The 21,963-nt window shown below is 68.6% G+C and carries 24 protein-coding genes; 9 read left to right on the forward strand and 15 right to left on the reverse strand.

All coding sequences use genetic code 11. From position 1 onward, the window contains the following. The coding region (locus tag Q4F04_RS07830) for an FAD-dependent oxidoreductase (RefSeq protein ID WP_303369275.1) at positions 1–475 on the forward strand (475 nt) is incomplete at its 5' end. Next, positions 457–1,371, forward strand: a complete 915-nt coding sequence (gluQRS, locus tag Q4F04_RS07835; RefSeq protein ID WP_303369276.1) for a tRNA glutamyl-Q(34) synthetase GluQRS — start codon at positions 457–459, stop codon at positions 1,369–1,371. The genes Q4F04_RS07830 and gluQRS, both read left to right, overlap by 19 nt. Positions 1,372–1,378: 7 nt before the next feature. Here gluQRS and hisI read toward each other — a convergent pair whose 3' ends face one another. Then, entirely contained in the window at positions 1,379–1,735 is a 357-nt protein-coding gene (hisI, locus tag Q4F04_RS07840) for a phosphoribosyl-AMP cyclohydrolase (protein ID WP_303369277.1), read from the reverse strand. A 58-nt stretch (positions 1,736–1,793) separates the two neighbouring features. On the opposite strand from hisI, the gene Q4F04_RS07845 reads away from it, so the two are divergent. Then, the gene (locus Q4F04_RS07845) at positions 1,794–2,222 is read left to right on the forward strand and encodes an iron-sulfur cluster assembly scaffold protein (protein ID WP_303369278.1); all 429 of its coding nucleotides are present in this window, start codon (positions 1,794–1,796) and stop codon (positions 2,220–2,222) included. Here the strand turns inward: Q4F04_RS07845 and hemC are convergent. Beyond that, positions 2,219–3,193, reverse strand: a complete 975-nt coding sequence (gene hemC, locus Q4F04_RS07850) for a hydroxymethylbilane synthase (protein WP_303369279.1) — start codon at positions 3,191–3,193, stop codon at positions 2,219–2,221. The genes Q4F04_RS07845 and hemC overlap by 4 nt on opposite strands. A gap of 130 nt (positions 3,194–3,323) precedes the next feature. Between hemC and hemE the strand changes: the two genes are divergently transcribed. Further along, on the forward strand, positions 3,324–4,370 hold the full coding sequence (gene hemE / locus Q4F04_RS07855) for a uroporphyrinogen decarboxylase (protein ID WP_303369280.1): 1,047 nt from the start codon (positions 3,324–3,326) through the stop codon (positions 4,368–4,370). Positions 4,371–4,373: 3 nt separating this feature from the next. Further along, positions 4,374–5,243: a DMT family transporter gene (locus Q4F04_RS07860; protein ID WP_303369281.1), complete on the forward strand. Its 870-nt coding sequence runs from the start codon at positions 4,374–4,376 to the stop codon at positions 5,241–5,243. Positions 5,244–5,247: 4 nt separating this feature from the next. On the opposite strand, the gene hemF is transcribed toward Q4F04_RS07860, so the two are convergent. Beyond that, a complete protein-coding gene (gene hemF / locus Q4F04_RS07865; RefSeq protein WP_303369282.1) occupies positions 5,248–6,108 on the reverse strand; it encodes an oxygen-dependent coproporphyrinogen oxidase in 861 nt (286 codons plus the stop codon). A 77-nt stretch (positions 6,109–6,185) separates the two neighbouring features. On the opposite strand from hemF, the gene Q4F04_RS07870 reads away from it, so the two are divergent. Continuing rightward, positions 6,186–6,596 (forward strand): hypothetical protein, encoded by a 411-nt coding sequence (locus tag Q4F04_RS07870; RefSeq protein WP_303369283.1) that lies wholly within the window; start codon positions 6,186–6,188, stop codon positions 6,594–6,596. Here Q4F04_RS07870 and Q4F04_RS07875 read toward each other — a convergent pair. Together Q4F04_RS07875 and clpS are read right to left on the reverse strand one after the other, a co-directional pair. Next, positions 6,578–7,573, reverse strand: coding sequence for a class I SAM-dependent methyltransferase (locus Q4F04_RS07875; RefSeq protein ID WP_303369284.1), 996 nt, complete (start codon positions 7,571–7,573; stop codon positions 6,578–6,580). The genes Q4F04_RS07870 and Q4F04_RS07875 overlap by 19 nt on opposite strands. Then, positions 7,574–7,894, reverse strand: coding sequence for an ATP-dependent Clp protease adapter ClpS (clpS, locus tag Q4F04_RS07880; RefSeq protein ID WP_182790831.1), 321 nt, complete (start codon positions 7,892–7,894; stop codon positions 7,574–7,576). It lies immediately after the preceding gene. A gap of 278 nt (positions 7,895–8,172) precedes the next feature. Between clpS and Q4F04_RS07885 the strand changes: the two genes are divergently transcribed. Continuing rightward, the gene (locus tag Q4F04_RS07885) at positions 8,173–9,741 is read left to right on the forward strand and encodes a D-alanyl-D-alanine carboxypeptidase family protein (RefSeq protein WP_303369285.1); all 1,569 of its coding nucleotides are present in this window, start codon (positions 8,173–8,175) and stop codon (positions 9,739–9,741) included. A gap of 73 nt (positions 9,742–9,814) precedes the next feature. On the opposite strand, the gene Q4F04_RS07890 is transcribed toward Q4F04_RS07885, so the two are convergent. From Q4F04_RS07890 to ccoN, 9 genes are all read right to left on the reverse strand, one after another. Further along, positions 9,815–10,315, reverse strand: a complete 501-nt coding sequence (locus tag Q4F04_RS07890) for a hypothetical protein (RefSeq protein ID WP_303369286.1) — start codon at positions 10,313–10,315, stop codon at positions 9,815–9,817. A 74-nt stretch (positions 10,316–10,389) separates the two neighbouring features. Further along, entirely contained in the window at positions 10,390–10,548 is a 159-nt protein-coding gene (gene ccoS, locus Q4F04_RS07895; protein WP_182790567.1) for a cbb3-type cytochrome oxidase assembly protein CcoS, read from the reverse strand. Beyond that, complete coding sequence (locus tag Q4F04_RS07900) at positions 10,548–12,728, reverse strand: heavy metal translocating P-type ATPase (RefSeq protein ID WP_303369287.1); 2,181 nt, start codon at positions 12,726–12,728, stop codon at positions 10,548–10,550. The genes ccoS and Q4F04_RS07900 overlap by 1 nt, the downstream gene beginning before the upstream one ends. Next, positions 12,725–13,192 (reverse strand): FixH family protein, encoded by a 468-nt coding sequence (locus Q4F04_RS07905; RefSeq protein ID WP_303369288.1) that lies wholly within the window; start codon positions 13,190–13,192, stop codon positions 12,725–12,727. Before Q4F04_RS07905 ends, Q4F04_RS07900 begins: the two co-directional genes overlap by 4 nt. 1 nt (position 13,193) lies before the next feature. Beyond that, positions 13,194–14,654, reverse strand: coding sequence for a cytochrome c oxidase accessory protein CcoG (gene ccoG / locus Q4F04_RS07910; RefSeq protein WP_303369289.1), 1,461 nt, complete (start codon positions 14,652–14,654; stop codon positions 13,194–13,196). Positions 14,655–14,913: 259 nt separating this feature from the next. Next, complete coding sequence (gene ccoP / locus Q4F04_RS07915) at positions 14,914–15,963, reverse strand: cytochrome-c oxidase, cbb3-type subunit III (RefSeq protein ID WP_303369302.1); 1,050 nt, start codon at positions 15,961–15,963, stop codon at positions 14,914–14,916. A gap of 74 nt (positions 15,964–16,037) precedes the next feature. Beyond that, positions 16,038–16,247, reverse strand: coding sequence for a cbb3-type cytochrome c oxidase subunit 3 (locus Q4F04_RS07920; RefSeq protein ID WP_303369290.1), 210 nt, complete (start codon positions 16,245–16,247; stop codon positions 16,038–16,040). A gap of 13 nt (positions 16,248–16,260) precedes the next feature. After that, a complete protein-coding gene (ccoO, locus tag Q4F04_RS07925) occupies positions 16,261–16,986 on the reverse strand; it encodes a cytochrome-c oxidase, cbb3-type subunit II (RefSeq protein ID WP_303369291.1) in 726 nt (241 codons plus the stop codon). Between the two features lie 12 nt (positions 16,987–16,998). Next, complete coding sequence (gene ccoN, locus Q4F04_RS07930; RefSeq protein WP_303369292.1) at positions 16,999–18,615, reverse strand: cytochrome-c oxidase, cbb3-type subunit I; 1,617 nt, start codon at positions 18,613–18,615, stop codon at positions 16,999–17,001. A gap of 196 nt (positions 18,616–18,811) precedes the next feature. Here ccoN and Q4F04_RS07935 point away from each other — a divergent pair, with 196 nt between their 5' ends. Further along, positions 18,812–19,651 (forward strand): universal stress protein, encoded by an 840-nt coding sequence (locus tag Q4F04_RS07935; RefSeq protein WP_303369293.1) that lies wholly within the window; start codon positions 18,812–18,814, stop codon positions 19,649–19,651. Positions 19,652–19,670: 19 nt separating this feature from the next. On the opposite strand, the gene fnrL is transcribed toward Q4F04_RS07935, so the two are convergent. Then, the gene (gene fnrL / locus Q4F04_RS07940; protein ID WP_303369294.1) at positions 19,671–20,432 is read right to left on the reverse strand and encodes a transcriptional regulator FnrL; all 762 of its coding nucleotides are present in this window, start codon (positions 20,430–20,432) and stop codon (positions 19,671–19,673) included. A gap of 38 nt (positions 20,433–20,470) precedes the next feature. Here fnrL and hemN point away from each other — a divergent pair, with 38 nt between their 5' ends. After that, positions 20,471–21,826, forward strand: a complete 1,356-nt coding sequence (hemN, locus tag Q4F04_RS07945) for an oxygen-independent coproporphyrinogen III oxidase (RefSeq protein WP_303369295.1) — start codon at positions 20,471–20,473, stop codon at positions 21,824–21,826. The last annotated feature ends 137 nt before the right edge of the window (positions 21,827–21,963 follow it).

Here is a 21,963-nt window from a genome sequence, read left to right on the forward strand (position 1 = left end):
GACCAAGATGAAATACGGCGCGCAGACCCAGGTCTTCCGCATGATCCCCGGCCTTCAGGAGGCAGGCTTCGCGCGGCTGGGCGGCATCCACCGCAACACCTTCCTGAACTCGCCCACACTGCTGGACGACCGGATGCGGCTGCGTTCCTGTCCCAACATCCGCTTTGCAGGCCAGGTCACGGGCGTCGAGGGCTATGTCGAAAGCGCCGCGATGGGTTTGCTGGCCGGGCGCATGGCCGCCGCGCAGGCCTTGGGGCGAGACCTGCCACCTCCGCCCGGGACGACGGCGATGGGAGCGCTGGTCCATCACATCACCGGCGGGGCCGAGGCGAAGACCTTCCAGCCCATGAACGTCAACTTCGGCCTGTTCCCCCCGGTCAAGGCCAAGGCAGGCCGGCGCGGCCGCAAGGACCGCTATCCGGCCTATACCGACCGCGCCAAGCAGGACTTTTCGGCGTGGCTTTCGGCGCAGTAAGGCGGACGCGCTTTGCGCCCTCGCCGACCGGGCCCTTGCACCTCGGGCACGCCTTCGCCGCGCTGACCGCCGCGCGGCTGGCCGATCACGGCGAGTTCCTGCTGCGGGTCGAGGACATCGACCGATCCCGCTGCCGCCCGGAATGGGAAGCTGCCATTTACGAAGACCTGCGCTGGTTGGGGCTAAGTTGGCCTGAGCCGGTGATGCGCCAATCCGACCGCCTGCCCGCCTACACGGCCGCGCTGGACCAACTGGCGGGAATGGGCCTACTCTATCCCTGCCGGTGCCGCCGCGCCGACATCGCCGCGGCGCTGTCGGCCCCGCAGGAGGGCGTGATCGGCCCCGATGGCCCGGTCTATCCCGGCACCTGCCGCGGGCGGGCGATGGAGGAGGCGGGCCCCGAGGACGCAATCCGGCTGGACGCGCGCCGCGCCTTCGAACGACTAGCCTTCGACCGCATCGGATTTCACGACGAGGCGGTGTTGCCGGGCCAGCGCCATGAGCTGACCGCCGAGGACTTCATCACCGGCGTGGGCGACGTGGTTCTGGCCCGGCGCGGCATGGGGACGAGCTATCACCTGTCGGTCGTCGTGGACGATGCCGCGCAGGGGATCACGCTGGTGACACGCGGCAAGGACCTGTTCGACTCAACCTATATCCACGCTCTTCTTCAGGCGTTGCTCGACCTGCCGCAGCCACTTTACCATCATCACCGGCTGATCCGGGACGACGCCGGCAAGCGGCTGGCCAAGCGCGACGACGCCCGCGCGATCCGGCTTTACCGGGACGAGGGCGCCTCGCCCGAGGACATTGCTGCGGCTGTTGGGCTGAGGGATGCAAGCGGCGGTCCTGCGTCACTGCCGCATGGGTATTTGGGCCAGAAAGAAGACACTTGAGGCAGCTTCAGGTTTCGGGCGCCATGAGTTCAACCTCGGCGCCGTCACGGACGGCGGTGTAGAAGCAGGTGGGGCGGTTGGTGTGGCAGGCGGGGCCGGTCTGGTCCACCAGCATGAGCAGGCAGTCGCGGTCGCAGTCGACGCGCATCTCGACCAGCCGCTGCACATGGCCCGAGCTTTCGCCCTTGATCCAGAAGGACTGGCGCGAGCGCGACCAGTAGGTGACGCGGCCCGTGTCAAGCGTGCGGCTTACCGCCTCGGCGTTCATCCAGGCCAGCATCAGCACCTCGCCCGAGGCATGGTCCTGCGCGATGGCCGGGATCAGGCCGTTTGCGTCGAAACGCAGGGTCGAAGGGTTGAACATCGGTTTTCCTTTCACGCTTGGATGCCTATCTAACGGGCGGACGGATTGGGGAAAAGCAATGGCCGACGACGATCTGATGGCGCTGTATTCGCGCAGGCTGCTGGCACTGGCGGCGGATATCCCGCATCTCGGCCGCCTGCCTGCGCCGACCGGATCGGCCACGCGCCGCTCGCCCCAATGCGGGTCCACGGTGACGGCGCATGTGGTGGTCAGTGACGGGGTGGTGACGGAGTTCGCGCAGGAGGTGCGGGCCTGCGCGCTGGGGCAGGCCTCGGCCGCCGTGCTGGGCGGGGCTGTCATCGGGCGCAGCCCGGCCGAGCTGGCAGCGGGGCGCGATGCGTTGCGCGCCATGCTGACGGAGGGCGCTCCTGCGCCCGAGGGCGCTTTCGCGGCTGCCGAGGCGCTGACGCCGGCGCGGGATTTCCCGAACCGCCACGCCTCGATCCTGCTGGCATGGGAGGCCGTAGCCGAAGCCGCGGGCGCCTAGACCGGCGGCGAGGTCCGTTCCGGGTTGATGCCCGCGAGTTCGCGGAACTCGGGCGGGGCGCGGCCCAGCAGTTCCTCGGCCAGGTCGCGGCCCATCTCGACGCCGTTCGTCACCAGACCCCGCCGCTCACCCCTAACAGATAGTGAGCCGTCGGGCAGCAGGATCTCGCCCCGCAGCCACAGGTTCTCGCCGTCGAGTTCCGCCAGCCCCGCCAGCGGTGTCTCGCAGGACCCATCCAGCCGGCGCAGGTAGGCGCGTTCGGCCGTCACCCGCAGCGTCGTGGGCAGGTCCGAGATCGCGGCCAGCATCGCCGCCGCGATGGCATCGTCCTTGCGCCGCTCGACCCCGATGGCGCCCTGAGCCACGGCGGGCAGCATCTCGTCGGGCGCGATGGCGCTGCGGACCACGTCCAGCATCCCCAGCCGCGTCAGTCCGGCCATGGCGAGAAAGGTCGCCTCGGCCACGCCTTCGTCCAGCTTCCGCATCCGCGTCTGCACGTTGCCGCGGAACTCGACCAGCGTCAGGTCGGGGCGGTAATGGATCAGCTGCGCCCGGCGGCGCAGGCTCGACGAGCCGACGGGCGTGCCCGCCGGAAGCTCGGCGATGGACCCCCAGCGGCGGCTGACGAAGGCGTCGCGCACATCCTCGCGCGGCAGGTAGCAGTCGATGATAAGGCCGTCCGGCTGCAGCACCGGCATGTCCTTCATCGAATGGACGGCGATGTCGATGCGGTCATCGAGCAGCGCGTCCTCGATCTCGCGGGTGAACAGGCCCTTGCCGCCGATCTCGCGCAGCGGGCGGTCCAGCACGCGGTCGCCGGTGGTCTTGATGACCACGATCTCGAAGGCCTCGGCGGGCAGGTCATGGGCGGCGGCCAGCCGGTCGCGCGTCTCATGCGCCTGCGCGAGCGCCAGCGCCGAGCCGCGGGTGCCGATCCGAAGCGGGCGGTCGGAGGTGGGTAAAGCGTCCATGGCGGATGGGTTATCCCTGCCCCGCCCGCTTGACAACCGCGTTGCGGCAGAAGGGCGCAGGCATGGGCGCGCAAGCCGCCACGCTTGCAAGCAATGCCGCGGCTTGCGACAAGGCGGCATGACCCAAGCCATGCCGCCGAGCCGCCCCGACAAGACCATCCTGCGCGCCCTTGCGGGCGAGCGCCAGCCGGTGCCGCCGATCTGGATGATGCGGCAGGCGGGGCGCTACCTGCCCGAATACCGCGCGACGCGGGCGCAGGCGGGGGATTTCCTCAAGCTCTGCTACAACCCGGAGCTTGCGGCCGAGGTCACGCTGCAGCCCATCCGCCGCTTCGGCTTCGACGCGGCGATCCTGTTCGCCGACATCCTGCTGATCCCGCAGGCGCTGGGGATGGACCTGTGGTTCGTGACCGGCGAGGGTCCGCGCCTGTCCACCATCACCACGCCCGAAGGGCTGGCCGCGCTGAAGCCCGCCGAAGCGATCCATGAGACGCTCTCGCCCGTCTACGAGACCCTCCGCATCCTGTCGCGCGAACTGCCGCGCGAGACGACGCTGATCGGCTTTGCGGGCGCGCCCTGGACGGTGGCGACCTACATGATCGCGGGCCGCGGCGGGCTGCAGCAGGCGCCGGCGCATGCGCTGAAAGAGACCGATCGCCCCACCTTCCAAGGCATCATCGACCGAGTGACCGAGGCGACGATCCTTTACCTCTCGGCCCAGATCGAGGCCGGGGCCGAGGTCGTCAAGCTGTTCGACAGCTGGGCGGGCAGCCTACAGGGGCAGGACTTCGACGATTTCGCGGTCGAGCCCACCCGGAAGATCATCGCCGCGCTGAAGCAGCGGCATCCGCATATTCCCGTCATCGCCTTCCCGCGCGAGGCGGGCGACCGCTACATCGGCTTTGCCAAGGCGACAGGGGCGGATTGCGTGGCGCTGGACAACTCGGTGTCCGCTGAATGGGCGGCGCGGAACGTCCAGCGGGATGGCTGCGTGCAGGGGAACCTCGCGCCGGGGCACATGGTCACGGGCGGGCAGGCCTTGGTGGACGAGACGCGGGCCATCGTGCGGGCCTTTTCCGGCGGGCCGCATATCTTCAACCTCGGCCACGGGATCACGCCGGACGCGGACCCCGAGAACGTCGCGCTGATGATCGAGACGGTGCGCGAAACCCGCTGAGCCATGTGGATCGCCGCGACGCTGATCGCCGCGCTGGCGCAGACCGGGCGGAACGCGGCGCAGGCGGGCCTGACCTCGCGCATCGGGACGATGGGCGCGACCGGGGTGCGGTTCCTGTTCGGTCTGCCCTTTGCCCTTTTGTTCCTGGGACTGGTCGCGCTGGTCGAGTCGGTCCCGCCGTTGAACGCCGCCGCCTTTGGCTATGCCGCGCTGGGTGCGCTGTCGCAGGTGGCGGCGACCGCGCTGATGTTGACGGCAATGCAGCGGCGCGGCTTTGCGGTCGCAACGGCGCTGATCAAGACCGAGCCGGTGACGCTGGCCATCATGGGCGCGGCTCTGCTGGCCGAGCCGCTGCCTCCCGCCCGGCTTGGCGCCATCGCGCTGGCCACCGCCGGGGTGCTGGCGATGTCGGGCACGGGCTGGCGGCGGGCGGGCGCGGGGCCGGTGGCGCTGGCCGTGCTGGCGGGCGGGCTGTTCGGGCTGTCGGCCATCGGCTTTCGCGGCGCGATCCTGTCGCTGCCGTCGGGCGGCGAGCTGATGCGGGCGACCACCATCCTCGTGCTGTCGCTGGCGCTGCAGACCGCGCTGGTCGGGGGCTGGCTCGCGCTGCGCGACCGGGCGGCGCTGCGCGGGATGGGTGGCGCATGGCGCGAATCGCTCGGCGCCGGGTTCCTGGGCGCGCTGGCCTCGCAGTTCTGGTTCCTGGCCTTCGCGCTTGCCCCCGCCGCCAATGTGCGGACCTTGGCGCTGGTCGAGGTGGTCTTCGCCGCCGCCGTTTCGCGCAGCCGGCGCGAGGCGTTAGGGGCGCCGCAGATCGCGGGCATGGCGTTGATCGTGGCGGGGGTGGGCTGGCTGCTTTGGACCGCGCGCTGAGGCGTCAGACCCACTTTGCCAAGGGCGGCAGGCTCATCAACACGGCATCGGGGTTGTGGCCGGTTTCCAGCCCGAACTTGGTCCCCCGGTCATAGACGAGGTTGTATTCCGCATAAAGCCCGCGATGGACCAGTTGCGCGTCCCTGTCCCCGGGCGTCCAGTCCTGCCCCATCCGCTTGCGGGCCGGCGGCAGGAAGGCGGGAAGGAAGGCCTCGCCCACGGCGCGGGTAAAGGCGAAGTCGGCGGACCAGTCGCCCGTGTTCAGGTCGTCGTAGAAGATGCCGCCGACGCCGCGGGCGCGGCCGCGATGGGGGATGTAGAAATACTCGTCCGCCCAGGCCTTGAAGCGGTCATAGTAATCCACGCCATGCGGGGCGCAGGCGTCGCGCAGGGTGGCGTGGAAATGCGCGGTATCCTCGGGGTATTCAAGGCAGGGGTTCAGGTCCGCCCCGCCCCCGAACCACCAGGCGGCGGGGGTCCAGAACATCCGGGTGTTCATGTGGACCGCCGGGGCGTGGGGGTTCTGCATATGGGCGACAAGGCTGATGCCGCTGGCCCAGAAGCGCGGATCATCCTCGATCCCCGGTACGCCGCGGGCGGCCATCGCGGTCTGGGCGCGGGGGGCGAGCGTCCCATGGACCTCGGACCAGTTGACGCCGACCTTCTCGAAGACCCGGCCCCCGCGCATCACCGACATGATCCCGCCGCCGCCGTCATCCGCGCGTTCGGTCAGCGTGATCTCGAAGCGGCCGGGGGCGGTGTCACCGGAGCCCTCGTCCTCCAACACCTCGAAAGCCGCGGTGATGCGGTCGCGCAGGGCGCGGAACCAGTCGGCCGCCGTGCGGCGCTCGTCGATCATGTCCATCGCCCGGCCCTTTCGTGAATTGCGGCACCCATCGCGCCGCGCTAGGATTCAACCCGACCTGATTAGAGGTGCCGCCGATGAGCCGCAACCTGACCCTGACCGCGCTGGCCTGCCTGACGCTCGCCGCCTGCGGCACGCCACAGGAACAATGCATTTCCCGCAACACCGACGAATACCGCACCGTGTCGCGCCTGCTGGCCCAGGTCGAGGGAAACCTTGCCCGCGGCTATGCCTGGGACGAGCGGGTGGTGACGCGGACCGAGTTCGACATCTGCCCCACCATCCTGCGCAACCGCGACGGCGAGCGGGTGCTGGTGCAGCGTTCCTGCTGGCGCGACGTGGCCGACACCCAGCGGTTCCGGGTGCCGATCGACCCGCTGGTGGAACAGCGCAAGGCTGCCAACCTGCGCGAAAGGGTCGCCGCGCTGCGCCCGAACGCGGAACGCGCCGTCGCCGCCTGCCGCGCCGCCTATCCCGAGGAAAGCTGACGCCGTTTCGGGCGGCCCGCCCCGGTCGCGGCGATGACCTTGAAGCGGTTGTCGCCGCCGATCTCCCGCACGTCGGCGAAATGCTCGTTCAGCGCGGCCTCATAGGGAAGGTGCCGGTTCGCGACCATCCAGAGCCGCCCCGCCCCGGTCAGCAGCCCCGCCGCCGCGCGGATGAAGCGCCCCCCCAGGTGAGGGTCGGCGGCGCGGCCCTGGTGGAAGGGCGGGTTCATGACGACGCCGTTCACAGGTTCCGGCAAACGGAAGGTGGTGGCATCGGCCCAGTGGAAGCGGGCGTGCGGGTCGGTCACGTTGGCCTTGGCGCAGTCCAGCGCGGCATGGTCGGCCTCGACCAGATGCAGCAGCTCGATACCGGGACGCGTGAGAACCTGCGCCGACAACCAGCCCCAGCCCGCGCCCAGATCAACCATGCGGGTCGGCAGGCGTTCCGGCAGGCAAGCCGCCAGCGCCACCGAGGCCGGGTCGGGACCATCGGCCGAAAAGACCCCCGGCGCGGTGACGAAACCGCCTTCGACCGTCCGCCGGGCACCCTTCCAGTCAGGCGGCAGCCAGTCGCCGCCGGGCACGGTCACGCGGAAGATCTTTCCATGGGCACGGGACTGCACCTGATCGACCGGTGCGAGCCCCCGCAACTCGCGCAGCATCGCATCGACGCCGTCGGTCTTCTGCCCATCGATCCACAGCGCCGCGCCCTCGTCCAGCGCGGCGGCGGCGGCAGCGACGCGCGCCCGCGCCTCGGCCCGTGCCCGCGGCAGGAAGACCACCGCGGCATCCGCCCGGCCATCGACCGAAGTCAGCGCCCGGAAGCCCTGCGACGCAACCGAATCATGGGCGGGCCGGAATCCCTGCACCACAACCGTGCGTGCCGGATCGAAACCCGCGAGATCCCCCGGCCCTGCCCCGATCAGCAGGACCGAGCCCTCAATCGGGTCGATCAGTTCAAGCCGAGAACCCGCCACCTATTCCTTTTCCATCGTGCATTGCAGCGGATGCTGCTGGCGGCGCGCAAGCTCCATCACTTGCGCGACCTTGGTTTCGGCGATCTCGTGAGAAAAGACGCCGACCACGGCCACCCCCTTGCGGTGGACGGTCAGCATGATCTCGATCGCCTGGGCATGCGTCATCCCGAACAGGCGTTCGAGGATATGGACGACGAATTCCATCGGCGTGAAATCGTCATTCAGCAGCAACACCTTGTAAAGCGGCGGGCGCTGGGTCTTGGGCTTGGTCTTGACCGCGATGCCTGACTCGTTCTGGCCATCGGAAGGCGAGTCGGTCATGCGCGGAAAATCGGGCGTCGACGTCACGGCGGCTTCTGTCCTGAACGGGCGGGTTAGCATGGAATATAGGACCGCAAGACGCCGAGTGAAAGCCTCTCGCCGCCGACAGGTTCGGCAAAACCTCCGGTTGTGGCAATTCTACGGTTTTCGCAACGCAACCTGCATGCTATCGTGAGTCTGTTAATCAAGGGCGTGCAATAAAGAACGCGCCCGCAGGCAGAGAGACCGGGACAGTGCATATTCTTCACAGAGCCCTGATCGCAGGGTGGCTTGTCTTCATGGGCGCGCTGGTGCCCCTGACCGCATCCGCCGCACCTTTCGCCGCCCATGTCATGGACGGGCGGACGGGCAAGGAAATCTATTCGCAGAACGCGAATGCGCGGCTGCATCCGGCCTCGCTGACCAAGATGATGACGCTCTACATGGCCTTCACGGCGATCGAGCGGGGACAGGTCCGGCTGGATTCCCGGTTCACGGTGACAAGGCACGCGGCGGGGCAGCCGCCCTCGCGCCTCGGGCTGCGGGCGGGCCAGCAGATCGAGCTGCGTTACCTGATCCGCGCGGCGGCGGTGAAATCGGCCAACGACGCCGCCACCGCCATCGGCGAGGGGCTGGCGGGGTCCGAGGCGCGGTTCGGCCAGCAGATGACCGCGATGGCCCGCGCGCTGGGGATGAACAACACCACCTTCCGCAACGCCAACGGGCTGACGCAGGACGGGCATTATTCCACCGCCCGCGACATGTCGGTGCTGGGGCGGCGGCTGTTCTACGATTTCCCGCAGTATTACTCGATCTTCTCGCGCCGTTCGGCGGATGCGGGAATCGCCACGGTCGCCAGCACGAACAAGCGGTTCCTTGACAGCTACCAGGGCGCGGACGGGATCAAGACCGGCTACACCCGGGCTGCGGGCTTCAACCTGACCGCCTCGGCCCAGCGAGGGTCCAAGCGGATCATCGCCACGGTCATGGGCGGCCAGTCCACGGCGCAGCGCAACGCGGTCATGGCGCAGCTTCTGGACACCGGCTTCGGCAAGGCCCCCGCCCGGGTCAAGGAGATCCGGCCCGAGCCGCCCGAGTACATGGTCGAGCGCAAGCGCAGCGTGCAGGTCGCCCGCAGCGCCCCGCCGGTCCCCTCGCCGGTCGCGGCCCGGCCCGTCAGAGGCTCGACCGTGCCGCTTGAGCCCGAACGCCGGCAGGCCGCGGCGCCCGCGCAGGCCCAGGCGGCCCCCGTGGTCGCGCAGGCCAGCGTCGGCTCTGCCCGCCCTGCCCGCCGGCCCGCTGCCGCTGCCGCCCCGGTCAGGCTGGCCGCCGCGGACCCGGCCGCCGTCGAGGCTGCCGTCGCGCGCGCTGTCGTGGATGCCAGTCGGCCTGCCCCCGCCCCACGCAGCGGACCGGCCGCGATGGCCAAGGCGCCGCGCACCCCCGGCTCGACCTTTGTGGCGTCGGCAGCGCCGAAGCAGGACGCCGCGCCCTCGGCGGGCACCCGACTGGCGGCATCGGACAAGCCCGTGCGCAAGTCCGACACGGTGATCCTCGCCGCGATGGAGGAAGAGGAAGGCGACCGTTCCGAACCCGAGGCGGTCGAGATCGTGTCCCGCCCCTCGACCCGGGGCCGGGGCAATCACGGCATCACGCTTGGCCGCTACAAGACCAAGGCCGAGGCCGAGCAGCTTCTGCTGCGGACCGCCCTGCAGGAAAGCGCGGTGCTGAACAACGCCAACCGCCATGTCGGCAACACCCCGAAAGGGTGGGAGGCGAACTTCTCGGGCCTGACCCGCGACGCGGCGACCCTCGCCTGCGAAAAGCTGGCCGCCCGCTCGCAGCGCTGCAAGGTGCTGGGGAACTGAGCGACCCCTGGCAACGGTGACAAAGGCCCGGCAAGCCCGGGCCTTTTTCTTGTCTGGCGATTGCTCCGCAGGATCAGTCGGGCAGACCGGTCCTGAAAAACACGTCGAGGCACAGTTGATTTGTAGTCGTTGCGTCGGGATCGCGCCGATACATGTTGGTGCATCCCTCCGAAGGCGGGGTAATGGCTGCAGCCTCGCGGGCGCTTTTCAGTCTCAGTCCTCCCACCCGGAGGCGCTCAAAACGGTTCTTTTCGGCGGCGTCTGCTTCCTGCTGGGCCTTGCGTGCTGCCGCGTTGACCGCTTCCTGTGCAGCACGAATGGCCTTCTCCGCCTCGGCGTTGGGGCGCTGATTTTCCGGGATCAGCCGACTCAGGGTGCGATCGAAGTAATGGCTCTGACCGGTTATCTGGTCGAGACATCTTGTGGCGCGCTCGGCTTCGGCTTCGCCGTAGTGGAAGACTAGCCGTTCCGTTGACCGGGCATACACAAGATCACTGTCACGAAGGGCCTCCCCGCAGCTATACACCAAGCCTACCCAGCCTGGTGTTCCGAGCATGATGAAGGCAGCAGCCATGCGGACGATGTGAATGAAACCAGGCTTTCGGCGAAGCTATCCGGAACCGACGAACCGTGAGGCTTTCCCTTGCCTCACGGCTTCGGCCGGTCGTCCCATTCGTCGCTGAGGATCCGGTGCGCGTCGCCCTTGGGGTCCTCGTACTGCTTGTTCCGCAGGGTCCAGAGGAACGCCACCAGCCCCAGCCCACCCAGGAACAGAGAGACCGGGATCAGGAACAGCAGCACCTCCATCAGCGGACCCGCAGGGCGTTCAGGGTCACGGCGATGGAACTCAGCGACATCGCCAGCGCGGCGATCAGGGGCGTTGCCAGCCCCGCCAGCGCGACCGGCACCGCGATGATGTTGTAAAAGCCGGACAGCGCGAAGTTCTCGCGGATGCGGCGGATCGACGAACGCGCGACGCCCAGAGCATCCGCGACCGGCCCGAGGTCCTTGCCCACCAGCACCATGTCGGACGCGACCCGCGCCGCGTCCAGTGCGCTTGCCGGCGAGATCGAGGCATGGGCCGTGGCCAGCGCCGCCGTGTCGTTCAGCCCGTCGCCGACCATCAGGACATGCCGCCCCTCGGCCGAAAGCGCAGCCACCGCCGCCGCCTTCTCCTGCGGGGTCACGCCCGCGCGCCATTCCTCGACCCCCAGCCTGGCTGCGATGTCGGACACGGCGCCCGGGCTGTCGCCCGACAGGATCATCACCCGCAGCCCGGCATGGCGCAGCCGCGCCACGGCCTCGGCGGCACCCGGCCGCAGGCTGTCGGTGAAATCGAGGCGGCTGACCCGCTTGCCGATCCGCAGCCAGGTCGCGGCACCCGGCGCATCCAGCGCGGCACCGATCCAGTCCGCACGGCCAAGCCGCACGATCTGCCCTCGCCAGCGCCCCTCGACGCCATGGCCGGGGATCTCGCGCAAATCCTCGAGCTCCGCGGCAGGCTCCTCGATGGCGGCGGCTAATGCCCGCGACAGCGGGTGTGCCGAGGCGCCCGCCAGCGCCGCCGCGACCGCCCGACCTTCGGCGTCAAGGCCACCATCGCCGACAAGTTCCGGCCTGCCCATGGTCAGGGTGCCGGTCTTGTCGAAGACGACGGTGTCGACCTCGGCCAGACGCTCCAGCGCGGTGCCGTCCTTGATGAGCAGCCCCTTGCGGAACAGCCGTCCCGAGGCGGTGGTCACGACCGCCGGCACCGCCAGCCCCAGGGCGCAGGGACAGGTGATGATCAGCACAGCCGCCGCCACGTTCAGCGCCACCCGCAGGTCGCGCGTCACCCAGAGCCAGCCAAGGAAGCTGACGAAGGCCAGCAGATGCACCGTCGGCGCATAGAAACGGCTCGCCCGGTCGGCAATCGAGGTATAGCGCCCGCGCGCCGATTCCGCGGCCGCCACCAGCGCGGTCAGCCGCGACAGCGAACTGTCGCGCCCGGCCGCCGTCACCCGCAGGGTCAGGGGGCCGGTCAGGTTGACCTCGCCCGCCGACAGCGCATCGCCGGGATGGGCTGCGACCGGGACGGATTCGCCCGTCAGAAGCGAACGGTCGATCTCGGAGCCGCCCGAAGTCACCACCCCGTCCGCGGGGATGCGCCCGCCGGGGCGCACCAGGATCAGGTCGCCCGCCTTGAGGTCGGACACCGGCACGGTTTCCTCCGCCCCGTCCTCAAGCCGGACCGCGCGGGGCACCTCAAGCGCTGTCAGTTCCTCGGCGGCGGATCGCGCCACGGCGCGGCTGCGGTAATCGAGGTAGCGCCCGATCAGCAGGAAGAAGCACAGCGTCACCGCGCCGTCGAAATAGGCGTGCCGCCCGCTGTTCAGCGTCTCGTAGACTGAAATCGCGTTGGCGAGGATCAGCGCCAGCGAGATCGGCACGTCCATCCCCAGCCGCCCGGCGCGCACGGACCGCCAAGCGTTCACGAAGAAGGGCTTGCCGGCGAAGATCGTGGTCGGCACCGCGATGGCGCCCGCGATCCAGTGAAACAGGTCCCGCGTCGCCGCATCCGCCCCCGACCAGACGGCGATGGACAGGATCATGACGTTCATCATGGCAAAGCCCGACACGCCGATCCGCATCAGCAGGTCGCGGCCCTGCCGGTCGGCGGCGGTCGCGCTCAGCGCGCCGGGGTCAAGCTCATGCGCCTCGTAGCCGATGCGGTCGAGGACCGGGATCAGGTCCTCGGCGGTGACGCCCTCGGCATCAACGACGACGCGGCGCAGCGACAGGTTCACCCGCGCGTCGCGCACCCCCGGCACGGCGGAAAGCGCGCGCTCGACGTCGGTGATGCAGGCGGCGCAATGGGCGGTCGGCAGCGACAGGATCACGTCGCCCCGGACCGGCCCCGTGCGCGCCAGACGGCCTGCCAGAGGTGCCGCGTCACAGGCCGGGCAGGCGCTGAAGCGGCTTTCGAAATCCACCCGCGCGTCGGTCATTCCCTGACCCTGCTGCCGGAGAAATGGTCGATGCGCTGGCGGAACTCGGTCCCGTCCCAAGCCTTGGCCATGACGTGGATGTTCCAGATGCCGGGGGCCAAGGCCAAGGGCGCGCGGAACAACCCGTTCTCATAGATGAACTGCGGCACCTGATCGTCGCGCACATGGGTGGGGCGGCCGACAGTCGCGCTCAGCGACTGGACGCGGGCGGGGTTGCCTTGGCCATCGCGGATCATCAGCGTCAGTTCGCGGCCGTCATATTCCGGCGTGACCGTCCAGCCGAGCGCCGCCTGGGCCGCCCTTTCCCGATCGAAGCGCTGCGAGGCGACATAGCTGTTCGGCGTCTCGAGCCCCGGAAAGGTGCTGACCGCCTTGAAGGCCATCAGCAGGTTGACCCCGACGATGACGCCGAAGGCCGTCAGCGTGATCGCCAGCACATGCCGGCCGGTCAGTTCCCGCGTCATCCTACCTCTCCGTTCCATGGAAGACCGTCTCGACCGCGGCACGACGGCCCGAGTCCACGTCCTCGATCCACATCGTCAGGGGGGTCTGGCCGCTGGTCGCCAGCGCCGAGCCCGGCTCGGCCGTCAGGTAGACGCGCTGCTCGAAGGTCTGGTCCTGCGGCACCGCCACCGTGTCCCGCCCGCCTTCCAGCGTGATCTGCGCGTCGGGCAGCATCTCGCCCCCGGCAGTCTCGACGCCCACGGCGAAGGTCTTTTCCTCGCCCTGCATGTTGCGCAGCCGCAGCTCATAGGTGTTGCGGATCGAGCCGTCGGACATGGTGACGTAAAGCGGGTTCCGCACTGGCGACACGTTCAGGTCATAGGGCGCGCGCAGGAACAGCGCCACGATCAGCCCGACGCCGATCGCCCCCCAGAGGCTGAAATACAGCAGCGGCCGCGGGCGCAGGATGTGGCGCCAGAGCGATTCGCCTTCCTGTCCGGTCTTTTCCGCATGCTCGTCCTTCAACGCCATGTAGTCGATCAGCCCGCGCGGCTTGCCGATCTTCGCCATCACGTCGTCGCAGGCATCGATGCACAGCGCACAGGTGATGCATTCCAGTTGCTGGCCCTCGCGGATGTCGATGCCCATGGGGCAGACGTTCACGCAGGCGAGGCAGTCGATGCAGTCGCCCTTGGCGCCGGGGGGGATGTCGGACTTGGTCGGCTGGCCCTTGGCGATCTTGCCGCGGGGTTCGCCCCGCCATTCGCGATAGGCGACGGTCAGGGTGTTCTCGTCCATCATGGCGCCCTGGATGCGGGGCCAGGGACAGGCGTAGATGCAGATCTGCTCGCGCGCGAAGCCGCCGAAGAAGAAGGTCGTCGCGGTCATGATCGCGATGGTCGTGTAGGCGACGGGATGGGCGTTCAGCGTCACGAGGTCGCGCAGCAGCGTCGGCGCGTCGGCGAAGTAGAAGACCCAGGCGCCGCCGGTCAGCAGGCCGATCAGCAGCCAGGCCGCCCATTTGGTCGCGCGCAGGCGGACCTTGCGGGCATCCCATCCCTGTTCATACAGGCGGATGCGGGCGTTGCGATCGCCCTCGATCCGGCGCTCGACCATCATGAACAGGTCGGTCCAGACGGTCTGCGGGCAGAAATAGCCGCACCAGACCCGGCCCAGGACCGAGGTGAACAGGAACAGGCCAAGCCCCGCCATGATCAGCAGGCCCGCGACGAAATAGAACTCGTGCGGCCAGATCTCGATCCAGAAGAAGAAGAATCGGCGGTTCGCCAGGTCGACCAGAACCGCCTGGTCGGGCATTCCCGGACCCCGGTCCCAGCGGATCCAAGGGGTGATGTAGTAGATGCCCAGCGTCAACGCCATCAGCACCCACTTGAGATTGCGGAAATTGCCCCTGACCCGGCGCGGGAAGATCGGCTCGCGCGCCGCGTAAAGGCGGGGGGGTTCCTGCTCGACGGTGGACATATGCGACTCCTGATGTGCAGGGACGTGCCCTGCAGCGGCGGCCTTGACCTCCATCAAGCGCCAGCAGCCCGTGATATATGGCACAAGCCGGCCGGTTTTTCAGGGACTGTTTGTCGCACCCCCTGCATTGCCCATGCAAGAGGACGCGCCGGGGTTCGTCAAGCCCGGCGCCCCGCAAGCAGGCAGGGAACCGGAGCGCCGGGCCGGCAGGTCCGGCACGTCTGTCAGGGCCGCGCCGGGACGGCGGGCGGGGCCGGGGTCACTCACCTCCCCCGAGGCCGTGGACATAGGTGGCGACGGCGCGGATGTCGGATTCGCTCAGCCGGTCCGACCAGGCGGGCATCACGCCGAAGGGTCCGTCGTGGATGACCCGGCGGATGGTCGCCTCGTCGGCGCGGCCGTCCACGTTGTACATCCACACCGCGTCCGCAAGGTTCGGCGCGCCCTGGCTGCGGTCGCCGGTGCCATCCTCCATGTGGCAGGCCACGCAGTTTTCCTCGTAGACCGCGGCGCCCTCGGCGGCGGCGGGCTCGTCATGGGGCAGGTCGGACAGGGACAGCACATATTGCGTGACCTGGTCGATCTGCTGGTCGTCGAGGATGCCGTCCACGCCGAAGCGGGGCATTTCCGAATAGCGGGTGTCGGGATCGTCCGGGCTGCGGATGCCGTGCAGCAGGGTCAGGTGGATGTCCTCGATGGCGCCGCCCCACAGCCAGTCGTTGTCCAGAAGGTTCGGGTAGCCGGGGTTCCCCGCCGCCCCCGCGCCGTGGCACTGGGCGCAATAGGTGCGGAAGATCGAGGCGCCCGCGTTGTTGGAAAAGTTCAGCAATTCGGGGTCGCTGGTGATCTCGGTCAGGTCGACCGAGGCAAGGCGGGTCTCGATCGGCGCGTTCGCCTCGTCGAAGCGGCGCATCTCGGCCTCGACGTCGTCGCGCTGGGTGGTGCCAAGGACGCCGCGGGTGAAGTCGTTGACCAGCGGGACTGCCGGATAGGCGATGACATAGCCCACCGCCCAGATGATGGTGGCGTAGAAGGTCCAAAGCCACCAACGCGGCAGCGGGTTGTCGTATTCCTCGATCCCGTCCCAGTTGTGGCCGGTGGACTGGACCTCGACGACCTTCTTGCCCGCCCGCCGCGTGACCTTGCGGCGCGGCTCGCGTTCCGACCGCGGCTTCACGCCGGTCAGCACCTCGGGCATGTTCTCGATGATCTGCTCGGCGTTTTCCCGGTCCGCCGCGCGCCGTTCCACCGAGATGCGGTTCTCGGGGTTGGCGGGCGACTCGTGCGGATCGTTGATGTCCGCGCCGATGTTCTCGGCCACCTCGCGTTCGCGCGGGGTGGGCTTCTCATCGCGGGGCGGGTTCTCGTCTTTGGGATCGGCCATCACTCGCCCTCCTTGCGGTCCACCCTGGCCTTGTCGTCTGGCGTGGGGGCGGGTTTCGTCTCGTTGCGGAAGATGCTTTCGGCGGCGTCGCGGTGCAGCCGGCGCGAGCCGGGCCGCCACACGAACAGGACCACGCCGATGAACACCAGTGTCAGAGCCAGCAGCACCCAGCTGTCGGCGAACTGGCGCAGGAAGGAATAGCGGTCCATTCCCCCGGCGCCCTCAGCGGTGCTGGTCCGGCTGGAAGGTCGAGAAATCGACCATCGTGCCGAGAACCTGCAGATAGGCGATGATCGCGTCCATCTCGGTCACGCCCGCCTGCCGGTCGAAGTTGCGCGCCTGCGCGCCCGGATACCGTTCCTCCAGCCCCGAGGGGTCGAGGTCGGGATCCGCCTGCGCCAGGAAGTCGGCGCGGGCCTCGGCGATCATCTCCTCGGAATAGGGCACGCCCACGCGGCGGTCGGCTGTCAGCCGGTCCGCGATATAGGTCGGGTCGATATGCCGGTCACGCAGGAAGCCATAGCCCGGCATGATCGATTCCGGCACCACCGAGCGCGGGTCCACCATGTGGTCGATGTGCCATTCGTCCGAATAGCGCCCGCCCACGCGGGCGAGGTCCGGCCCGGTGCGCTTGGACCCCCACTGGAAGGGGTGGTCATACATCGATTCCGCGGCAAGGCTGTAATGGCCGTAGCGTTCGACCTCGTCCCGCATAGGGCGGATCATCTGGCTGTGGCAGACATAGCAGCCCTCGCGGACATAGATGTCGCGTCCGGTGAGTTCCAAGGGGGTGTAGGGGCGCATCCCCTCCACCTCCTCGATGGTGTTTTCCAGGTAGAACAGGGGGGCGATCTGGACGATGCCGCCGATGGTCACCACGAGGAACGAGAACACCAGCAGCAGCGTCGCGTTCTTTTCGAGGATCTTGTGGTGGTCGAGAATGGCCATGGAAGATCCCCCTTATTCGGCCGGAACGGCGACGCGGTTCGACGCGATGCGCGGCTGCCTGGCGACCGTGGCCCAGAGGTTCCAGGCCATGATGATGCCCCCGGCGAGGTAGAAGACGCCGCCCAGCGTGCGGACCACCAGCATCGGATACTTGGCGATGACGGTGTCGGCGAAGGCGTTGACCAGGAAGCCCTGGCTGTCGACCTCGCGCCACATCAGCCCTTCCATGATGCCCGAGACCCACATCGAGGCCGCGTAAAGCACCAGCCCGATGGTCGCGAGCCAGAAGTGCCAGCTGACCGCGGCGGTCGAATACAGCCGCTCGCGCCCCCAGAGCCGCGGGGTCAGGTAGTAGAGCGCGCCGAAGGTGATCATGCCGTTCCAGCCCAGCGCGCCGGAATGGACATGGCCGATGGTCCAGTCGGTGTAATGCGACAGCGAGTTCACGGCCTTGATCGACATCATCGGCCCTTCAAAGGTCGCCATGCCGTAAAAGCCCACCGCGACGACCATCATCCGCAGGATCGGGTCGGTCCGCAGCTTGTCCCAAGCCCCCGACAGGGTCATCAGCCCGTTGATCATGCCGCCCCAGGAGGGCATCCACAGCATGATCGAGAAGACCATGCCCAGCGTCGCGGCCCATTCGGGCAGCGCCGTGTAATGCAGGTGGTGGGGACCGGCCCAGATATACATGAAGATCAGGGCCCAGAAGTGGATGATCGACAGCTTGTAGCTGTAGACCGGACGCTCGGCCTGCTTGGGGATGAAGTAGTACATCATCCCGAGGAACCCGGCGGTCAGGAAGAAGCCCACCGCGTTGTGGCCGTACCACCACTGGGTCATCGCGTCCTGCACGCCCGCAAAAAGCGGCACTGACTTGGACCCGAAGATCGAGACCGGCATCGCCAGGTTGTTGACGATGTGCAGCATCGCGATGGTCACGATGAAGGACAGGTAGAACCAGTTGGCGACGTAGATATGCGGCTCGCGCCGCTTCATGATCGTGCCGAGGTAGATCATCAGGTAGACGACCCAGACGATCGTCAGCCACAGGTCCACGTACCACTCGGGTTCCGCGTATTCCTTGGAATGGGTCGCGCCCGTGATGTAGCCGGTCGCCGCCAGGACGATGAAGAGGTTGTAGCCCCAGATCACGAACCAGGCCGCGTTGCCCCCCCAGAGCCGCGTCGCGCAGGACCGCTGGACCACGTAGAACGAGGTCGCAATCAGCGCGTTGCCGCCGAAGGCGAAGATCACCGCCGAGGTGTGCAGCGGCCGCAGCTTGCCGAAGTTGGTGAAGCCCTGCAGCGCATCCGAGAAGTTCAGCGACGGCCAGGCAAGCTGCGCCGCGATGATGACGCCGACCAGGAAGCCCACGACGCCCCAGAGGGCGGTCGCGATGACCCCCACCCGGATCGGCCCGTCCAGGTATTCGTTCTGCGCGCCCGCGACCGCCAGCTTGCGGTTGGGGTCGTCCATGTGGCGCAGAACCCAGATAAACGTCAGGCCGGCGGCCAGCATGACCGTCAGCGCATTGACCTGATAGGCCAGATCGCGCGCGTAGTTGGCCGCGATCGCGGCGAACACCGCGATCACGCCAAGCACGATCAGCTTCAAGCTATCCCACATCGTGTTGGTGTCCTTTGTCTCGAAACGGACCGGCCGAATCGCCCCGCGGCGATCCGGCAGTCCGTCCTGGCTGTGCCCTCTATTGAGCGAATGTTTCCCAAACCTTGATCTGCGTCAACAAAACCGGCAGCCAGGGCGGCATACTGTCGCGGGCGGCCCCTGCCGGAAGGGCCGTCCCAGAAGAAGGATAAGGCGCATGGGCTACAAGACCATCCTCACCGTCATCACCCAGCCGGACCAGAAGCGGCAGATCGAGGCGGCCGTGGCGATCGCCCGGCGCGAGGACGCCCATCTCGAGGTCTTCGCGGTGGGGGTCGATCACACCCAGACCGGCTATTACTATGCCGGCGCATCCGCCTATGTCTTCCAGGAAGCGATCGACCGCGCCATGGCCGCCGCCGAGGCGCTGGAAACAGAGGTCCGCGCCGAGCTTGCCCCCGAGGACATCCGCTGGTCGGTCGAAAGCGCGGTGGCGCAGATGGGCGGCGTGTCCACGCTGATCGCGATGCGCGCGCGCTTTGCCGATCTCGTGGTGCTGGAAAAGCCCTATGGCACCCATGCCGCGCGCGACAGCGAGGCGGCGCTGGAGGCCACGCTGTTCGAAGGCGGCGCCCCGGTCCTGGTGCTGCCGCATGAGCCCGTGACGGTCGAGAACATCGGCAGGCGGGTCCTGGTCGCCTGGAACCAGTCGGACGAGGCGCTGCATGCCGTCCGCCGCGCCCTGCCCGTCCTCAAGGCGGCCGAGGCGGTCGAGATCGCGGTGGTGGACCCCTCGCCCCATTCGCCCGAAGGCTCGGACCCCGGCGGCAAGCTCTGCCAGATGCTGACGCGCCACGGCGTCAAGGCCGAGATCGCGGTGCTGGCCAAGACCCTGCCCACGGTGTCCGAGGTGCTGAACCGCCGCGCGGTGGAAACCGGGGCCGACCTGATCGTGATGGGCGCCTACAGCAAGTCGCGGCTGCGCGAGGCGATCATGGGCGGCGCGACGCGGCACATGCTGGAACGCGCGACCCTGCCGGTGCTGATGGCGCGGTAAGGCGCGGGGCGCGCGGCCCTCAGCTCAGGGGGCCGCCGTCCGCATCGTCGCCGCTTTCCAGCACCAGCCGGTGGAAATCGGGCACGGTGATCCGCCGCGTGCCTTCCAGCGCGATCACCCCGTCGCGCCGCAGGGCCGAGATCTGGCGGCTGACCGTCTCGATGGTCAGGCCCAGATAGTCGGCCATGGTTTCGCGCGTCAGGGACAGTTCGATCTCGACCCGGCCCTGCGGGCGGGACTGGCGCAGCACCGCGCCGCGCCGCGCCAGCGCCGCAAGGAACGAGGCGATCTTCTCGCGCGCCGACTTGCGGCCAAGAAGCAGCAGCCATTCCCGCGCGGCGTCCAGGTCGTCCAGCGTCATGTCCAGAAGCCGGGCGGCGATGCGGGGGCTGGACCGCAGCAGTTCCTCGAAGGGTTTGCGGCGGAAGCAGCAGAGCAGCAGGTCCGACAGCGCGGTGACGGTATAGGGCGAAGTGTCGCGCCCCGGCCGGCCGAGGAAGTCCGAGGGCAGCAGCAGCCCCACCATCTGGGTGCGCCCGTCCTCCATCGTCTGGGACAGCCCGGCCACGCCCGAGACGACCGAGCCCACGAAATCCATCCGCTCGCCCGCCAGCGCCACGACCTGCCCCGCCTCGTAGCGGCGGTAGTATTTGGTGGCGTCCAGCCGGTCCAGTTCCGGCGCCTCGCAACTGGCGCAGACGGCCCGATAGCGGATCGGGCAATCCTCGCAGGGAACCTGCAGCGACCGGCACGAAGCCTCGGAACCGAGTTTGACCTGCATCAATGTTCTGCCCCGCTTTCGGTGGCATCCCTATGGCCATGGAACAGGAATCGCAACTGACCCGGCTGGGGCTGTTTGACGCGCGGGTGCCGCGCTATACGTCCTACCCCACCGCCCCGCATTTCAAGCCCTCCGTGGGACCGGCCGCTTTCACCGACTGGATCCACGCGATCCCGGCGGGCGGACAGGTCTCGCTTTACATGCACGTGCCATTCTGCCGCAGGCTGTGCTGGTTCTGCGCCTGCCGGACGCAGGGCACGCAGTCGGACGCCCCGGTGCGCGCCTATGCCGACATCCTGCTGGCCGAACTGGAACTGCTGAAGGCGAACCTCGCCCCCGGCGTGCGTCTGTCGCGCCTGCACTGGGGCGGCGGCACGCCCACCTTGATGCCGCCCGACATGATGCGGCGCGTCGCGGGCGCGGTCTTCGACGCCTTCCCGCTGGCGGAAGGGGCCGAGTTCTCGGTCGAGATCGACCCCAACGAGATCGACGAGGCGCGCATGGACGCGCTGGCGGAATCGGGGCTGACCCGCGCCTCGATCGGGGTGCAGGACTTCGACCCCGAGATCCAGAAGACCATCGGCCGCGACCAGAGCTTCGAGATCACAGCCGAGGCTGTGCGGATGATCCGCGAGCGCGGCATCAGAAGCCTGAACACCGACATCCTTTATGGCCTGCCGCACCAGACGCCGCACCGGATCGCGGATTCGATCCAGAAGCTGATGGCGCTGTCGCCCGACCGGATCGCGCTTTACGGCTATGCCCATGTGCCGTGGATGGCCAAGCGGCAGGTGATGATCCCCGAGGACGCCCTGCCCGACGCGCCCGCCCGGCTGCGGCTGTTCGAGGTCGCCCGCGACCTGCTGGTGGCCGACGGCTATGACGAGATCGGCATCGACCATTTCGCCCGCCCCGGCGACGGGCTGGCGGTGGCGCAGAAGGCCGGTCTGCTGCGCCGGAACTTCCAGGGCTACACCGACGACCAGGCACAGGTGCTGGTCGGCATGGGTGCCTCGTCCATCTCGCGTTTCCCGCAGGGCTACGCGCAGAACGCCCCCGCAACCGGCGCCCATGTCAAGGCGATCCGCGAGGGCCGCTTCTCGACCACCAAGGGCCATGTCTTCACGCCCGAGGACATCTGGCGCGCCCGCATGATCGAGGCGCTGATGTGCGATTTCGCCATCCAGGCGGACGAGTTCACCCGCGACCACGGCTTCACGCCCGCCGCGCTGGCGGACCTGTTCGCTCCGGTCAAGGCGCAGTTCGGTGACATGGTCGAGATCACCGCCGAGGGCATGTCCATCCCCGAACGCGGCCGCCCGCTGACCCGCATGATCGCGCGGATGTTCGACGGCTACGATATGGAGGCCAAGGGCCACAGCCCCGCTATCTGACATCTGCCGGACCGGGGCGCTGCCCCGGACCCCGGGATATTTGGACAAAGAAGAAGCCCTGCCTCGTGGGGGCACATTCTTCTTCGTGAAACTATCCTCGGGGGGAATCGCCTTCAGGCGATGGGGGGCAGACAGCC

The organism is Paracoccus sp. (in: a-proteobacteria) (genome assembly GCF_030536915.1).
GTDB lineage: Bacteria > Pseudomonadota > Alphaproteobacteria > Rhodobacterales > Rhodobacteraceae > Paracoccus.

Coding starts and splice junctions, on each gene's coding strand:
- Q4F04_RS07935 (WP_303369293.1), top strand. CDS start 18,812: ATGGGCTACAAGACCATCCTCACCGTCATCACCCAGCCGGACCAGAAG.
- hisI (WP_303369277.1), bottom strand. CDS start 1,735: ATGTTCAACCCTTCGACCCTGCGTTTCGACGCAAACGGCCTGATCCCG.
- hemE (WP_303369280.1), top strand. CDS start 3,324: ATGCCGCCGAGCCGCCCCGACAAGACCATCCTGCGCGCCCTTGCGGGC.
- Q4F04_RS07905 (WP_303369288.1), bottom strand. CDS start 13,192: ATGACGCGGGAACTGACCGGCCGGCATGTGCTGGCGATCACGCTGACG.
- Q4F04_RS07920 (WP_303369290.1), bottom strand. CDS start 16,247: ATGGACCGCTATTCCTTCCTGCGCCAGTTCGCCGACAGCTGGGTGCTG.
- ccoN (WP_303369292.1), bottom strand. CDS start 18,615: ATGTGGGATAGCTTGAAGCTGATCGTGCTTGGCGTGATCGCGGTGTTC.
- Q4F04_RS07890 (WP_303369286.1), bottom strand. CDS start 10,315: ATGGCTGCTGCCTTCATCATGCTCGGAACACCAGGCTGGGTAGGCTTG.
- clpS (WP_182790831.1), bottom strand. CDS start 7,894: ATGACCGACTCGCCTTCCGATGGCCAGAACGAGTCAGGCATCGCGGTC.
- ccoS (WP_182790567.1), bottom strand. CDS start 10,548: ATGGAGGTGCTGCTGTTCCTGATCCCGGTCTCTCTGTTCCTGGGTGGG.
- Q4F04_RS07885 (WP_303369285.1), top strand. CDS start 8,173: ATGGGCGCGCTGGTGCCCCTGACCGCATCCGCCGCACCTTTCGCCGCC.
- hemF (WP_303369282.1), bottom strand. CDS start 6,108: ATGGACATGATCGACGAGCGCCGCACGGCGGCCGACTGGTTCCGCGCC.
- fnrL (WP_303369294.1), bottom strand. CDS start 20,432: ATGCAGGTCAAACTCGGTTCCGAGGCTTCGTGCCGGTCGCTGCAGGTT.
- ccoO (WP_303369291.1), bottom strand. CDS start 16,986: ATGGCCATTCTCGACCACCACAAGATCCTCGAAAAGAACGCGACGCTG.
- hemN (WP_303369295.1), top strand. CDS start 20,471: ATGGAACAGGAATCGCAACTGACCCGGCTGGGGCTGTTTGACGCGCGG.
- Q4F04_RS07900 (WP_303369287.1), bottom strand. CDS start 12,728: ATGACCGACGCGCGGGTGGATTTCGAAAGCCGCTTCAGCGCCTGCCCG.
- ccoG (WP_303369289.1), bottom strand. CDS start 14,654: ATGTCCACCGTCGAGCAGGAACCCCCCCGCCTTTACGCGGCGCGCGAG.
- hemC (WP_303369279.1), bottom strand. CDS start 3,193: ATGGACGCTTTACCCACCTCCGACCGCCCGCTTCGGATCGGCACCCGC.
- Q4F04_RS07870 (WP_303369283.1), top strand. CDS start 6,186: ATGAGCCGCAACCTGACCCTGACCGCGCTGGCCTGCCTGACGCTCGCC.
- Q4F04_RS07845 (WP_303369278.1), top strand. CDS start 1,794: ATGGCCGACGACGATCTGATGGCGCTGTATTCGCGCAGGCTGCTGGCA.
- Q4F04_RS07860 (WP_303369281.1), top strand. CDS start 4,374: ATGTGGATCGCCGCGACGCTGATCGCCGCGCTGGCGCAGACCGGGCGG.